The sequence below is a fragment of the Bifidobacterium callimiconis genome, assembly GCF_003952005.1.
GTDB lineage: Bacteria > Actinomycetota > Actinomycetes > Actinomycetales > Bifidobacteriaceae > Galliscardovia > Galliscardovia callimiconis.
Genome location: NZ_QXGJ01000015.1, coordinates 1 through 15,300, shown reverse-complemented (window position 1 = coordinate 15,300; position 15,300 = coordinate 1). Strand labels below are relative to the sequence as shown.

Genomic DNA, 15,300 nt, shown 5'->3' with positions numbered 1-15,300 from the left:
ACCAATCCGTTCCCGCTCAGTGCAGGGAGATGCGCTGGCCGGGAACGGCTCCGGCGGCGCGCAGCTCGCGGCTCATCTGCATCAGACGGGCGATGCGCTCGCTGGTCGGCGGGTGTGTGGAGAACAGGCGGCTCAACCCCTCCGCGGTGAACGGATTCGCGATCATCAGCGCGGAAACGCTCTGTGTGCCGGCGGTCTGCGCCATGGGCGCCATCTGCACGCCGGACTCGATCTTGTTCAACGCCGACGCCAGCGCCTCCGGATCGCCGGTCAGTCGGCTGCCGTCCTCGTCCGCGTCGAACTCGCGCGTGCGGCTGATGGCCATCTGAATCAGGGAAGCGCCGATCGGCGCCAGAATCATGCTCACGAGCAGGCCAAGCACATTGCCGCCGCCGTTCTCACGATCGTCGTCGCTGCTGCCGCCGAAATACATCAGCGAATACCCGAGGTACGTGATCACCGTGCTCATGGCGGACGCGATCGCACCGGTAAGAATGTCACGATTGTAGACGTGCATAAGCTCGTGGCCGAGCACGCCGCGGATCTCACGCTCGTTGAGCAGCTGCAGAATACCCTGCGTGCAGCAGACGGCCGCATGACGTTCGTTGCGTCCCGTGGCGAACGCGTTCGGGCTCATGGTGGGCGCGATGTAGATGCGCGGCATCGGCTTGCCGGCGCGCGCGGACAGTTCACGCACGATGCGGTACAGTCCCGGCGCCTCCTGCTCGGACACCCACTGGGCGCGCATGGATGCGATGGCCAGCTTGTCGGAGAACCAGTAGGACACGAACGTAGTGGCCAGGCCTATGCATATGAATAGGCCAAGCGTGCCTCGGCTACCGCCGGTGAGCCACCATATGAGCATGATGATGGCCCACATCAGCGCGAATAGGAGCGTGGTTTTCAGGCCGTTGAAGTGACCACGCACATGAATTTCACGGTCCATGGGACTCAACGTAATTATGCAGACTGGACGTTTGCTGAAGATTCGGGGGAAACCGGGTGCGAACATGCGCGGTTGCCGAAACTTGCCGCAGCCCCGACCAGCACAACCAGCACAACCGGCACGGCACGCATCGCCCACATCACAACAGCCCGTCCGCGTCCAACGCCTCGACCATGCGATCGAAGTACTCGCGCAGCAGCGGATGCGGCATCGCGAAGTTCATGCGCACGCATCCCGCGCCGCACTCGCCGCACTCGCGTCCGTCGGTGAGCGCCACATGCGCGTTCTTATAGAAGTAGTCGGCGGGATTCTCGATGCCCAGCGGCGAGAAGTCGAGCCACGCGATGTACGTGCCCTGCGGCGGCACGTATCCCACACGCTGCAGTCGCGTGCGCATCTGTTCGTTCACGTACGCCACGGATTCGTCGAGGTAGGCGCGCATGTCGTCGAACCATGCGCCGCCGTGCTCGTACGCGGCCGTGGTGGCGATCGCACCGATCGTGGCGGTCTGATGCTCCGACCATTCGGCGCGGTCCATCCACATGTCCAGATCGTCGGGGTTCGTCAGGATCACCTGCGCGCACTTGGTGCCGGCGATGTTGAACGACTTCGACGCGCTCGTGGCGGTGAACGCCTGGCGCGCGGTGGTCTCGTTGAGCGCGGCGAACGGCACGTGCTCATGATCGTCGTACGTGAACGGCGCGTGGATCTCGTCGTTGAAGATACGGACATCGTAGCGTTCGGCGAGCGCGGAGATGCGCAGCAGTTCGTCGCGGGTGAGCACCTTGCCGATCGGGTTGTGCGGATTGCACAGCATGAGCGCGCGGCAGCCGGACGCGAAGGCCCGTTCGAGGCCGTCGAAGTCGAACATCCAGCCGTCGATGCAGTGGCGGGGTTCGCTCACGCGCAGCATGGGCACTTCGATCACGTCGATGTTGTAGAGGCGCGGCACGCTGAGGAACGGCATGTAGGCGGGCGTGGGCACGACGATCGAGTTGCCGGCGCCCACGATCTCGCGCAGGAACACCTCGAGCGCTTCGAGGATGTCGGGCACGGGGCGGATGCATGCGGGGTCAACGTCCCAGCCGTAGCGTTCGCGCTGCCAGCGTGCGCAGGATTCGGCCACGCGATGCTTCCACGGGTCGGGGATGTAGCCGAGGCAGCCGCGTGTGGTAGCGTCGGCGACGGCCTGCTGCACGCAGGGGGCGAGTCCGAAGTCCATTTCGGCGATGAACGCGCCGATGCAGCCGGGGAAGCGGGTCCACTTGTCGGAGCCGACGGTCTCAAGATCGGCCATGCTCTGCCGGTCGATCGCCGCGGCGTCGAATCCGCTGAAACCGCGGTCGTGCTCGCCGCGGTCGTGCCCATAGTCGTCGATCAGTACGTCGTCATTCATCACCATGCTCATGCCGACCATTGTGCGTGAGAACGACGTGACGTGTGACGGTCCACACTCCCCCAACCGATTATGGTCTTCCACAATCCGCTTATCGCGGCGCCCACCTACTCCAACGCGGGCTGTTCGTACGTCACGTGATCCTTGAGATATCCGCGGGCGGTGCGCGTGAGTTCCTCGCGCAGTCGTCGCAGCGAGTCGCGCGTATCGTTCGCGCGCGTGAGGATGCCGATCTGACGGCTGGCGTTCACATCGGCGATCGGGCATGCCACCAGATCGCTCTGCAGATGCAGTTTCGTGTCGAGCGTGGGGACGAGCGAGACGCCCATGCCCATTTCGACCAGGTTCTGCGTGGCCCAGTAGTCGTCGGTGGCGTGGCGGATGTCGGGTTTGAATCCGGCGCGGCTGGCGAGTTTGAGCAGATTCGCGCGGCAGGTGGCGCAGCCGGCGATCCAGTGTTCGCCTCGCGCCGCGGTCAGGTCCACGGCTTCGCGTGATTTTTCGTAGGCGCGGCCGATATCGCTGGCCTTGCGCACGAGCAGTCGCAGTGGATCGACGCCGAGCGGTTCGAATGTCAACGATTCGTCGATCTGCAGGAAGTGCGGCAGCGTGCCGTATCGGAAGATGATGGCCGCGTCGGCCTCGCCGCTGCCCACTTGTTCCACGGCCTGCGGCGGTTCCATCTGGGCGAGGCTGACCTCGAGTCGATCACGACGATCCATGCCGGAAGACTCATCGGCTTCGTTCGCCATGCTGATCTTGACCACGGTCTTCGCCACGATCGTGGAGCAGATCGACGGCGGCGCGACGATGCGCAGATGCGCGAAGCTGCCGCGCTGATAGTCGTTCAATTGCAGTTGCGCCTGGGCAAGCGAGTCGGCGATCGCCTCGCCGTGACGGGCGAGCATGGCGCCCACGGGCGTAAGTTCCACGCCGCGCACGGCACGCGTGACGAGCTGCATGCCGCACTGGGATTCGAGTTTCTTCACCTGCTGGCTGATGGCGGGCTGACTCCAGCCGAGCGCCTTCGCCGCGGCAGAAAAAGACCCGCAACGCTCGATCTGCCAGAGGGTTACGAGCGATTGCGGGTTCAGTTCAGCCATGCCGTCCAGTCTATCCCATCCCCACATTTTTTAGTGTGATCCTTAGTGTGATCACACTAAAAAATGCAGGTGTTGGAATTGCAACGTTTTGGGGATCCCGTTCCTTAGTGTGAGCTCACACTAAGGAACGGACGCATGGTCATACCCACACACGCCCGGATTCATCCCCAAACGCAGTCATGGACTCGGTCGAGACTCAGTCGAGGGCGAGCGCGCGCATCTGCTCGGGCTCGATCACCTTCTTGTGCTCACGGCCTTCCTTCGCACCCTCGGCGCGCTCGAACGCGTCGATCTTCTTCCAACCGGCGAAGTCGATCGGACGGATGCCCTTGGATGCGAGCAGCTCGTCGATGGACTCGGGGTTGCGGTCGGCGGCGAACAGGCCGTGCTCCGGCGCGGCGGAGAAGTCCTCGAGCATGTGGTTCACGATCATCAGCGCGTCGGACTTGGTGGAGCCGATCAGACCGACCGGGCCACGCTTGGCCCAACCGGTGGCGTACAGACGCGGACGCACCTCGCCGCCGTCGGCCTCGGTGGTGATACGGCCGTCGCCGTTCGCGTTGGCCAGATGCGCGCCCTTCTCGTCGTAGGCGATGCCGGGGGCGGTGGCGGGCTTGTAGCCGATGGCGTGGTACACGGCCTCGACCGGGTAGTCCTCGAACTCGCCCAGACGGGTCATCTTGCCGTCGGCGCTGGTCTCGGTCTTCTCCACGCGGATGGCCTTCACCTTGCCGTCCTCGCCGAGGATCTCGGTGGGAGCGGAGTTGAAGTGCAGATAGTACTTGCGGTCGGCGGGGTTGCCCTCGTAGTCCACGTCGCCGTCGTCTTCCATGTCCTCGGCCATCTCACGGATGGTGAACAGCTCCTCGACCATCTGGCGGGCGAGCTTGTCCTTGCCGGCCACCTCGATGGTCTCGTCGTCGAGGTCGAAGTCGTCCTCGTTGATGATCAGCTGCACGCCGGGCAGCTTCTCCATCTCGCGCAGCTCCTGCACGCTGAACTTGGCCTGGGCCACGCCACGACGGATGAACAGGTGCAGCACCTTGGCCTTGTTGTTCTGGATGCCCTCGTACACGTTGTCGGGGATGTCGGTCTTGGCCTTGAGATCGTCGGCGTTGCGCATGAGCTCGCGCGCCACGTCCATGGCCACGTTGCCGCCGCCGATCACGGCCACGTTCTCCGCCTCGAGCGGCCATTCGCGGGCGCCCGTGGGGTAGCCGTCGTACCATTCGACGAACTTGGCGGCGCCATACACGCCGTCCAGATCGGAGCCGGGCAGGCCGAGCGGCTTGTCCTTGACGGCGCCGGTGGCGAACAGCACGGCGTCGTAGCGCTCGAGCAGCTCGTCGAGCGTTACGTCCTTGCCGAACTCGACGTCGCAGTACAGGTGGATGTTCGGATTGTCGAGCGTCTTCTCGAGGGCGCCGGCGATGAACTTGATGGAGGGGTGGTCGGGGGCCACGCCGTAGCGGACCAGACCGAACGGCACGGGCAGCTTCTCGAACAGGTCGATGCGCGCGGTGGCGGGCAGGCCCAGTTCCTCGCTGCGCTTGGCGAGCTGCTTGAGCAGAATGTCGGAGGAGTACACGCCGGCCGGACCGGAGCCGATCACGGCGATGCGAAGTTCATTGGTGTTCGTATTGTCAGTCACGCATTACAGGGTAACGCATTTCCGCCCTACGGAACAGAGGGGAAACCGGCTTTCCGCCGCGGTCTGCACGGTTTCGGTGCAGGTTCGTCATGCGTTCGCTACAAAACCGCACCGAAGCGTCGTCCTCACTGCGGGTTCGTCACGCCACGTCAACGAACCCGCAGTGTGGCCGTTCTCCCGCTGCGGGTTCGTCATAGTTCATCGACAAACCCGCAGTATAGGCCCGTACTCGCTGCGGGTTCGTTGCGCATCGTTTACGTACCCGCACCGGACAAGCCGGCCACCACGATCACCGCGGCTGCACGTCCCCCGCAACGTCCACCGCAACGTCCACCGCCGATCCACTGATCCGCGTGTTCACCCGGTTGACCATTAAGCGTCATATCATGTTCACCGATTACGCGCGCCACGTATCGCGCCATGCAGAGAGCGCATGACGTGCATCGATTGACGCGCATCGGCGCTCCGATATCGGAAGATCGCCGAAACGCTAATCGAAAAGAACAAGAAGGACAGGATCAACGATTATGAGTGAGAAGACCGAGAAGACGGAGGTGGCCGAACCCGCCTCCGAAGGCGCCGGCAAGGCGTCCCAATCCCACACCGTTGCGCAGGACAAGAGCGACGCCGGCTACGCGAAGGAGCTCAAGCCCCGCCACATCCAGATGATCGCCATCGGCGGCTCGATCGGCACCGGCCTGTTCCTTGGCGCGGGCGGCCGTCTGGCGCAAGGCGGCGCCGGCCTGACCATCGCGTACGCGATCTGCGGCATCTTCGCGTTCCTGATGGTGCGCGCGCTGGGCGAGCTGGCGATCCGCCGTCCGTCGTCGGGCGCGTTCGTCTCCTACGCCCGTGAGTTCCTGGGCGAGAAGGGCGCGTACGTGACCGGTTGGATGTTCTTCCTCGACTGGTCCACCACCGTGATGGCCGACATCACCGCCGTGGCCGTGTACTTCCACTACTGGAAGGCGTTCGCCGACGTTCCGCAGTGGCTGCTCGCGCTGGGCGCGCTGGCCCTCGTGTTCGTGCTCAACATGATGAGCGTGAAGATGTTCGGCGAGGCCGAGTTCTGGTTCGCCGCGATCAAGGTGTTCACGATCATCGCGTTCATGGTCATCGCCATCTGGGCGATCGTCACCGGCGCCCCGGTGGGTGACACGCACGCCGGCATCGCCAACATCACCGAGCATGGCGGCTTCTTCCCGATGGGCATCGCGCCCGTGTTCGCCCTCACGCTGGGCGTGGTGTTCGCGTTCGGCGGCACCGAGATGGTGGGCGTCGCGGCCGGCGAGGCCAAGGAGGCCAAGGAGGTGCTGCCCAAGGCCATCAATTCGATGATCATCCGCATCTTCGTGTTCTACGTGGGTTCCGTGATCCTCATGGCGCTCGTGCTGCCGTACACCGCGTACTCGTCGAACGAGTCGCCGTTCGTCACGTTCTTCTCCGGCATCGGCATCCCGCACGCGGGCGACGTGATCCAGGTGGTCGTGCTCACCGCCGCGCTGTCGTCGCTGAACGCCGGTCTGTACGCCACCGGCCGCACGCTGCGCTCGATGGCCATCGCCGGCTCCGGCCCGAAGTTCGCCGCGCGCATGAACAAGCATCACATTCCGTACGGCGGCATCATCATCACGTCCGCGCTGGGTCTGATCGGCGTGGTGCTCAACGCCGTTCTGCCGTCCGACGCGTTCGACATCATCATGAACCTAGCCGGCATCGGCATCGCCGGCACGTGGGCGTCGATCCTCGTGACGCATCTGGCGTTCCTCAAGAAGGTCAAGGCCGGCGAGGAGACCCGTCCCGAGTACCGTATGCCGGGCGCCCCGTACACGAACTACGTGTCGCTGCTGTTCTTCGCCATCGTCGTGATCTCCAACCTGACGAGTGCGTCCGGTCGTTGGACGCTCGCCCTGTTCGTGGTCGTCGTGATCGCCATGATCATCGGCTGGTACTACGTGCGCGGACGTATCGACGGCAATCTGATGGACGAGATGCTTGACGCCGACGCCGCGGATGCCGACGAATCCGCCGCGAAGTAATCGCCGAGCAAAAGCAGGAGTAAGGAGTACGTCATGCGTATCCATATCACGTATACGGGCGGCACGATCGGCATGATCGACTCGCCGCACGGTCTGGCTCCCGGCGCCGACATGCTCGGCTGGCTGCACGGGCTGCTCGACGGCACGCAGATCAGTCCCGATCAGGTGTCGTACACGGAACTCGATCCGCTGATCGACTCGTCGTGCGCCACGCCGGACAGCTGGCAGGCGATCATCAACGATCTGCGCGCGCATCGCAACGACGCCGACGCGTTCGTGGTGTTGCACGGCACCGACACGATGAGCTATTCGTCGGCCGCCGTCTCGTACGCGCTCACCGGATTCGGCAAGCCGATCGTGTTCACCGGATCGCAGTATCCGCTCGGCATGGTCGAAACCGACGCCACGGCCAACGTGACCGGCGCGCTCAACGCGGTGGTCAGCGGTCGCGCGCATGGCGTCTCGCTGTTCTTCGGCCATCATCTGATCGCCGGCAATCGCGTGAGCAAGGTGTCGTCGTGGGCGTTCGAGGGCTTCGACGCGCCGTCGGCCGGACTGCTCGCCCAGACGGGCGCGCCCTGGCACTGGGAATCGTACGAGAGCCGCGGCGAGGGCTGGTACGATCCGCTGCCGTACACACGGCACGACGTCGCCGTGATCGACATGGCGCCGGGCATCACCGCCGCGCGTCTCGAGGCCATGCTCACGCCGCGTCCCGAGGCGGTGCTGATCCGCGCGTACGGCGTGGGCAACGTGCCGTGCACCGAACCGGGTCTGACCGACGTGCTCGCCGGCGTGCTGAGCGAGGGCGTGCCCGTGGTGGTGGCGTCGCAGTGCCAGCAGGCGACCGTGCTGCTCGGCCATTACGAGGCGGGCGACGCGATCGCACGCGCGGGCGCGATCGGCACGGGCGACATGACGCTCGAGGCCGCGTACGCGAAGATCGTGTTCCTGCTCTCGCAGGGCCTGACCGGCAGCGATCTGGCCGCGTGGATCCCCCGATCCATCGCCGGTGAGATCACGGTGTGAGCGGGGTTCAGCCGGATCGGCTGCTTCACCTAGTTAGCTGATTGATCGGGGTGTGTTCGACACATACGTACGTCGGACACACCCCGTACGCGTCTCTACGGCGCTCGTATGGCGGCCCACGGCGGGAATGACATCCCCAGCTGCGGATTCGTCACGTATATATGACAAACCCGCAGCGGGGAAGTCGCCAGACTGCGGGTTTGCCGCGTCTGCATGACAAACCCGCAGCGTAGGGTTCAGCAAACTGCGGATCCGTCGTATACCCATGACGAACCCGCAGTGAAGCGCGACGCAGACTGCGGGTTTGTCATGCCGGCGTGACGAACCCGCAGCGGGCGGATTCGACGACCTGCGAACGGCCCCGCTCCGATAGCCGCATGCGCGGCAACTATTCCCGATCGATGAGGGCGGTGAGCGCCCAGAGGATGCTGACCACGTCGATCGCCTCCTGCATGAATGCGCCGATCACCACCGGAATCAGGTTGAACGCGGCGGCGATCATGCACACCAGCGCCAGGCCAAGACCGATCGTCACGGCCTGCAACATCACGCGCTTGGTACGGCGTGCGATCGCGATGGCGGACGGCACGGCGGCGATGTCGTCGTTCATGATCACCACCTGCGCCGATTCACTCGCGGCCGTGCTCGTGCCGTCGGTGATCGCCATGCCGATGTCGGCCGCGGCGAGTACAGGCGCGTCGTTCACGCCGTCGCCCACCATCATCGTCACGGATTTCGTGGTGGATTCGCCTACGAACTTCTGCAGCAGACGATCCCACCACGGCTGGGCGTTCGGCCGTTCGCGCGTGGCGTCCTTCACCGCCTGCACCTTGCCTTCGGGAAACAGTTCGGCCTTCACGTCGTCGATACCGACCTCGCTCGCGATGGTCCGCGCCGACGCGATCTTGTCGCCAGTGATCATCGACAGACGATCCACACCGAGAGCACGCAGTCGTTCCAACGATTCGCGCGTATTGGCACGCGGTACGTCACGCAGTACGATGCGCGCCACGAGACGTCCGTCCACCGCCACGTAGGTGGCCATCTCGTCGGGCGCGAGCGCGGCGAAGTGATCGGCGGGGAAGATCGCATCACGAACGGCGCGGCGACGGGCGCGGTCGGCCTGTGCCGCGCGATCGGCGTGCAGCGTACGGGCGGTCGCGGCGGATGCGGTCATACGGAAGCCGCTGGTCAAGCGGAAACCGTTGGTCGAGCGGAAACCATCGTGCGATCCGTTGCGAGAGTCGTCGGGGAAACCGTCAAGGGAACCGCTGATTCGGCGGAAACCGTCACGCGATCCACGAGACTCATCAGCGGAACCGTTGCGCAACCTATTGCTGCCGGCTGTGTCCGATTCGGTGTGTACCGCGGTCTGCGCCTTCGTAAGCGTTCCGGCGTCCGACATGGCGGCGCTCTCAACGGCGGTCCTGCGGAATCCGGCGAGCTGCGAGGCGACCGCTCCCCTGGCGGTCATGCCGGCGGTGGCGTACGCGAATCGTCCCACGCGCACCGTGTGGCCGTTGACCTCGCCGGAGATGCCGTTGCCCGCATCCTCGACGATGTTCCGCACCACCGGATAGGCGCGGCCATGACCGGGCGTGCCGTTTTCGGGGCACAGCCGCTGTCCGGCGTCGTACCGCGCGTGGAGGCGTTCGATGGCGTCGGTTCCCGCGGCGGCGATGCCCTTGGCGAGAATGTGTACGGAGTAGCCCTCCACCACGCCGGCGAGCATGAGGATGTGGTCCTCGTTGAGTGCAGGGCGAACGGCAGCGGATGCGACGGCCGGATTACCGACCACCGCACCGGGTGCCATGCCGGCAGACCGCAATGCCGAATCGGCGGAGTTATCCCCAGACTCGTGTGGGTTTTCCCCGGTGCCGGCACTCGCGACCGTATCGTCGGTGCGGTTATCCCCAGACCTGTTCGGGTTGTGCACAGCGAGCGCGTTCTCCGTCGCGTCGGTTACGCCGTTCGTTCCGGCGAGCGCGGCGTCCGTGCCCACCACGCCGATGGGCATGTCCACGCGCACGACCTGCGGCTTCTTCACGGTGAGCGTGCCGGTCTTGTCGAAGAAGATGTGCGAGACGCGGCCCAGATTCTCGAGCACGTCCTGCGCCTTGATGAGGATGCCGGCCTTGGCGAGCCGACCCGTGCCGGCCATGTACGCGACGGGCGCGGCGATGAGCAGCGGGCAGGGCGTGGCGAGTACGAGCACCTGCGCGAATCGTGTGGGCACGCCGGACACGATCCATGCGGTGCACGCGATGATGAACGAGATCACGGTGAACGGCACGGCCATCAGGTCGGCGGTCTTGACCACGGCGGCGCGCGAGTTCTGCGCGGACTGCACGAGTTCGAGGATGCGCTGGTACTGCGAGTCGCGCGACAGTTCGGTGGCGCGCATGGTGAGCGTGGTGGAACCGTTGACCGCGCCGGACATCACGCGGGCGCCGGCGAACACCTCGCGCGGCACGGGTTCGCCGTTGATGTTCGACAGGTCGAGCGTGGCGGATTCGCTGAGCAGTTCGCCGTCGACGGGCACGGTCTCGCCGGGCAGCACCTGCAGCACGTCGCCGGGACGCACGCGGTCGACGGGCACGGTGTTCCAGTGGCGGTTGGCGTTGGCACGGCCATCGGCGACGGTGGAATCGGCGGCACGAACGGCACGGTCTGCGAGCGCGGAACCGTCGATCTCATCACGATCGTGACGCGCGTCGGCCCCGCCAATGCCGGGCAGATTCATCACGTGCGCGGTCTGCGGCGCGGCGTCCATGAGCGCCGTGAGATTGTTCTCCGCCTTGGCCTGCGCGTATTCCTCGATGGCCTCGCCCGACGCGATCATGAGCACCACGGCCCAGCTGGCCCAGTACTCCTGCACGGCGAGCGTGGAAAGGATCGCGACCACGGCGAGCACGTCCACGCCCACATGGCCGTGACGGATGTCGTCGATCATGCCGCGCAACGTATCGATCACGGTGTAGACGACGAGGACGATGACGATCCACTGGCCGATGCTCGGATCAACGAACCAGAACGGATGACTCCACGGACGGCTGTTCCACAGCACCGCCACGGGGATGACGGACAGAATGACGACGGGCAGCAAAGGCACTCGTCTGCATAAAGCGATGATGCGACTCATCGTTTCTCCTTATGCTTGTGCACGGGCCGACAACGGTATCGAAAATCGGCGTGGTTTCACGCCTTGTTAACCCATCTCAGGCGTTGGCCGATCTGCGGTTCCCGCGATCGACGCCCGTGATACACGGCGTAAAGATAAACAACATATTCAGTTATCGCCTTGATCGTGTCATGTCGCATGGACGACGGTCGAGTCTGATTCCGGCCAAACACCGAATAAACCCAAAGAAGGCCTCGAACCACAAGGTCCGAGGCCCTCTTAATGCCGGCTTCCCCTTGAGGGGAAGCTGTCAGCCGTCAGGCTGACTGATGAGGTGACCGGCGTAACCCGATTCCCATCAATCAGCCACAGACGGAGACCGTGCGATCAGCCGATCACCAACCGAAGTTGAACGGATCGGTGTTGCTGTCGCCGCTGCCGCTGTCTCCGTTGCTGCCGCTGCCGCCATTGTTGTTGTTCTGGCTGTTGCCGCTGCTGCCGTTGCTGGATTCGGAGCGGTTGGAGCCGTTCACGGCGCTTTCCTCCTGATCCATGGTGGCGCTGAGCTCGATGGTCTTGCCGTCACGCACCACGGTGAGCTTCACCGTGTCGTTGAGCGCGGTGGCGCGCACGAAGCCGAGCAGCGAGGCGTTGGAGCCCACGGTCTTGCCGTTGTAGCCGACGATCACATCGCCCTGCTTCACGCCGGCCTTGTCGGCCGGACCGCCGGAGACCACGCTCTGCACGGCGCTGCCGGCGCGGGTGGTGCCGTCCGCGGTGGCGGTGTCGGTCTTCACGGTCACGCCGAGGGCCACGTGCTTCACGGAGCCGCTGCTGGTGATCTCGCTGGTCACGCGCGTGACCAGGTTCGACGGGATGGCGAATCCGATGCCGATCGAGCCGCTGGAGCTGGACGAGCTGGAGCTGGACGATGACGTGGCGATCGACGAGTTGATGCCGATGATCTGGCCGGCCGCGTTGAACGTCGGGCCGCCGGAGTTGCCGGGGTTGATGGCCGCGTCGATCTGCACGGCGTTGGTCACGATCTCGTTGTTCTCGTCGTCCATCACGGTGACCGGACGGTTCAGCGCGGAGACGATGCCCGTGGTGGCGGTGTTCTCGTAGCCGAGCGGGTTGCCGATGGCCATCACGTTCTCGCCCACGGCGAGGTTGTCGGAGTCGGCGAACTCGGCGACGGTCAGGTCGCTCGGCGCGTTCTTCAGCTTGATGACCGCAAGATCGGTGGTCACGTCGGTGCCGACCACGTCGGCCTCGTACAGCGAGCCGTCGGACAGGGTCACCTGGATCTGCGTGGCGCCGGACACCACGTGGTTGTTGGTGACGATGTCGCCGTCCTTGGAGATGATCGCGCCCGAGCCCTTGGCTACGCCGGTCTGGCCGCCGGACTGGATCGTCGTCTGAATGGCCACCACGGAGCCGGCCACCTTCTTGGCGACCGCGGTCCAGTCGACTGCCTCGCCGGATTCGGCCTTGGCGGTGCCGGAGCCGGAGGAGTTGCTCACCGAGCTCAGCGACGACGAGGTGGGGCTGGACACCCAGCCGTTGGAGATGGCGGCGAAGCCCACACCCAGGCTCAGCGCCGCGGCCACGACGGCGGCCACCGCGCCGGTGACGACGTGGGAGACCACGCCATTCGGCTTGGCGCCACCCTGGCCGTCCTGTCCCTGACCGGGAGCACCGGCGTTGTTACCCGGCCCCTGCGGGTTCTGCGGAGCGCGGAACGGGTTGAACGGGGAACCGCCGCGCGGAGGCACGCCGTTGCCACCATTGCCGTTTCCACCATTGGCGGTGTTCGGCTGCTGGGCGTTGGCGTCGGGCTGGTTCTGCGGAGGAACCGGACCGTAGGCGCCAAACTCCGGCGCGGGACGGTACTGGCCGTATTCCGGCTGCTGCGGCTGCTGATTATTCTGCGGAGCCGCGTTCTGCTGATAGGGGGCCGGCGTCTGCGGAGCCGCCTGCGGAGCGTTGTACTGCGAGTGCTGGGCACCATACTGCTGCGCGCCCTGCGGAGCGTACGCGCCATACAACGGCAGCGACTGCTGCTGTGACTGAGCCGGCTGGGCGGCGGGCTGCTGCGGCTGGGCCGGTGCCTGCACCTGGGTGGGCTGCTCGTCGCGCGCGGCCACGGGGTTGATCGCCTCGGTCGGGCGTTCGTTGGAATCCGCGGACACGCCGGCGTCGGTGCCGGCGGAAGCGCCATTAACGGAGGCGGATTCGTTGGTCTTGGCGTTCTTGGAATCCGCGGGATCATTGATTACGGTATCGTCGTTCACCGAGGGCCACGGCTCGTTCTCAGGCCGCTGACCCCACGGGGTGGAACCATTGTTCGTATCAGCCATTACTGCTCCTTGCTTCTCGAGGACTCGCGCGGGCGCGTGTCATACGTTTCCGTGCATACGTTCTTGAACTACCTAAGAGTTAAAGCTTCGCGTCTGGATATTTCCTGAACGTTATTTGAAAGCTGTAATCGAATCCTCTGTTTTCTTGCCGGTCGTCGCCCATCGGCCGTCCCTCGTCATGTCATTGCACGTCGTTTAGAGTGGTAGTCATGACAGACGTTGACGCAACCCAGAACCCCATCGATCTCGTGGAACACCCGCGCGGCGCCGAACCCGGCAAGCCCGGCGATCGCAGCGCGTTCAGCTTTGAAATCACCCGACGACTCGAACCCACCGCGGACGGTCTCGGACGCGACGGATTCCGCCACGGGCGTAGCGGCGTGATCCACACCCCGCACGGCGACATCCGGACCCCCGCATTCGTGCCCGTGGCCACGCAGGCCACCATGAAGGCCATGCTGCCCGAGCAGCTCAAGGAACTCGGCGCTCAGTGCACGCTCGCCAACGCGTTCCACCTGTTCGAGCGCCCCGGCGAGGATATTCTCGACGAGGCCGGCGGACTCGCCAAGTTCATGAACTGGCACGGCCCCACCTTCACCGACTCCGGCGGCTTCCAGGTGCTCTCGCTTGGCGCCGGATTCAAGAAGACGCTCGCCATGGACGTCAAGGGGCTCAAGTCCGACGACGTGATCGCGGAGGGCAAGGAGCGTCTTGCGTTCGTGGACGAGGACGGCGTGACGTTCAAGTCCCCGCTCAACGGCGACATGCACCGCTTCTCCGCCGAGATCTCCATGGGCATCCAGCACAAGATCGGCGCCGACATCATGTTCGCATTCGACGAGCTCACCACGCTGATGAACACGCGCCGCTACCAAGAGGAGTCCGTGGAGCGCACGTACCGTTGGGCGCAACGTTGCGTGGCCGAGCACAAGCGCCTCACCGAAGCGCGACTCGGCAAGCCGTATCAGGCACTGTTCGGCGTGGTGCAGGGTGCGAACTACGAGGATCTGCGCAGGCGCGCCGCCCGGCAGATCGCTTCGCTCGACTTCGACGGCGTGGGCATCGGCGGTGCGATCGAGAAGCGACTGCTCGGCAACACGTGCGCGTGGATCTGCGACGAGATGCCGGAACTACGACCGCGCCACGTGCTCGGCATCGCCGCCGTGGACGACATCTTCGCCGGTGTGGAGAACGGCGGCGACACGTTCGACTGCGTGGCCCCCGCCCGCACGGCACGCAACGGCGCGATCTACACGCGCGACGGCCGCTGGAACGTGCTGCGCACCGCGCTCAAACACGACTTCGGCCCGCTCGAGGAAGGCTGCGACTGCTACACCTGCACGCATTATTCGCGCGCATACCTGCATCATCTGCTCAAGGCGCGCGAGATGAGCGGCTGCACGCTGGCCACGATCCACAACGAACGGTTCTTCGTGCGTCTGCTCGACGAGATCCGCGAATCGATCACCGGCGGCTACTTCGACGAATACAAGAAGGAGACGCTCGCCCGCTTCTACGCCAACGGCTCCCGCGGCTGAGTCCCGTTTCCCCTTGAAGGAATAACGGCACCAACGCAAGCCCCCACACGCCCCTGGCTCCCCTCCCCGCGGAGGGGAGCCAGGGGCGTGTGGGGGCTTGCGTTGGTGCCGTTATTC

At 65.1% G+C, this 15,300-nt stretch carries 9 protein-coding genes; 3 read left to right on the top strand and 6 right to left on the bottom strand.

What is annotated here, in order from left to right; genetic code table 11:
- Window positions 1–16: 16 nt before the first annotated feature.
- The 4 genes from htpX to D2E23_RS10515 form a co-directional block, all read right to left on the bottom strand.
- Window positions 17–946, bottom strand: coding sequence for a zinc metalloprotease HtpX (gene htpX / locus D2E23_RS10530; RefSeq protein WP_126030863.1), 930 nt, complete (start codon window positions 944–946; stop codon window positions 17–19).
- A 139-nt stretch (window positions 947–1,085) separates the two neighbouring features.
- Window positions 1,086–2,354: a MalY/PatB family protein gene (locus D2E23_RS10525; RefSeq protein ID WP_241227285.1), complete on the bottom strand. Its 1,269-nt coding sequence runs from the start codon at window positions 2,352–2,354 to the stop codon at window positions 1,086–1,088.
- Window positions 2,355–2,449: 95 nt separating this feature from the next.
- Window positions 2,450–3,445, bottom strand: a complete 996-nt coding sequence (locus tag D2E23_RS10520; RefSeq protein WP_126030862.1) for a LysR family transcriptional regulator — start codon at window positions 3,443–3,445, stop codon at window positions 2,450–2,452.
- Between the two features lie 196 nt (window positions 3,446–3,641).
- Window positions 3,642–5,096, bottom strand: coding sequence for an FAD-dependent oxidoreductase (locus tag D2E23_RS10515; RefSeq protein WP_126030861.1), 1,455 nt, complete (start codon window positions 5,094–5,096; stop codon window positions 3,642–3,644).
- A gap of 527 nt (window positions 5,097–5,623) precedes the next feature.
- Between D2E23_RS10515 and D2E23_RS10510 the strand changes: the two genes are divergently transcribed.
- Together D2E23_RS10510 and D2E23_RS10505 are read left to right on the top strand one after the other, a co-directional pair.
- Window positions 5,624–7,135: an amino acid permease gene (locus D2E23_RS10510; RefSeq protein WP_241227284.1), complete on the top strand. Its 1,512-nt coding sequence runs from the start codon at window positions 5,624–5,626 to the stop codon at window positions 7,133–7,135.
- Window positions 7,136–7,168: 33 nt separating this feature from the next.
- Complete coding sequence (locus D2E23_RS10505; protein ID WP_126030860.1) at window positions 7,169–8,164, top strand: asparaginase; 996 nt, start codon at window positions 7,169–7,171, stop codon at window positions 8,162–8,164.
- Window positions 8,165–8,552: 388 nt separating this feature from the next.
- On the opposite strand, the gene D2E23_RS10500 is transcribed toward D2E23_RS10505, so the two are convergent.
- Together D2E23_RS10500 and D2E23_RS10495 are read right to left on the bottom strand one after the other, a co-directional pair.
- Entirely contained in the window at window positions 8,553–11,306 is a 2,754-nt protein-coding gene (locus D2E23_RS10500) for an HAD-IC family P-type ATPase (protein WP_126030859.1), read from the bottom strand.
- Between the two features lie 374 nt (window positions 11,307–11,680).
- On the bottom strand, window positions 11,681–13,645 hold the full coding sequence (locus D2E23_RS10495; RefSeq protein ID WP_126030858.1) for a S1C family serine protease: 1,965 nt from the start codon (window positions 13,643–13,645) through the stop codon (window positions 11,681–11,683).
- Window positions 13,646–13,854: 209 nt separating this feature from the next.
- Here D2E23_RS10495 and tgt point away from each other — a divergent pair, with 209 nt between their 5' ends.
- Window positions 13,855–15,183: a tRNA guanosine(34) transglycosylase Tgt gene (gene tgt, locus D2E23_RS10490; protein WP_126030857.1), complete on the top strand. Its 1,329-nt coding sequence runs from the start codon at window positions 13,855–13,857 to the stop codon at window positions 15,181–15,183.
- Window positions 15,184–15,300 lie beyond the last annotated feature (117 nt).

Excerpts from the sequence above, each read along its gene's own strand:
- D2E23_RS10525 (WP_241227285.1), bottom strand. The coding sequence starts at position 2,354 with ATGAGCATGGTGATGAATGACGACGTACTGATCGACGACTATGGGCAC.
- tgt (WP_126030857.1), top strand. The coding sequence starts at position 13,855 with ATGACAGACGTTGACGCAACCCAGAACCCCATCGATCTCGTGGAACAC.
- D2E23_RS10505 (WP_126030860.1), top strand. The coding sequence starts at position 7,169 with ATGCGTATCCATATCACGTATACGGGCGGCACGATCGGCATGATCGAC.
- D2E23_RS10510 (WP_241227284.1), top strand. The coding sequence starts at position 5,624 with ATGAGTGAGAAGACCGAGAAGACGGAGGTGGCCGAACCCGCCTCCGAA.
- D2E23_RS10500 (WP_126030859.1), bottom strand. The coding sequence starts at position 11,306 with ATGAGTCGCATCATCGCTTTATGCAGACGAGTGCCTTTGCTGCCCGTC.
- D2E23_RS10520 (WP_126030862.1), bottom strand. The coding sequence starts at position 3,445 with ATGGCTGAACTGAACCCGCAATCGCTCGTAACCCTCTGGCAGATCGAG.
- D2E23_RS10495 (WP_126030858.1), bottom strand. The coding sequence starts at position 13,645 with ATGGCTGATACGAACAATGGTTCCACCCCGTGGGGTCAGCGGCCTGAG.
- htpX (WP_126030863.1), bottom strand. The coding sequence starts at position 946 with ATGGACCGTGAAATTCATGTGCGTGGTCACTTCAACGGCCTGAAAACC.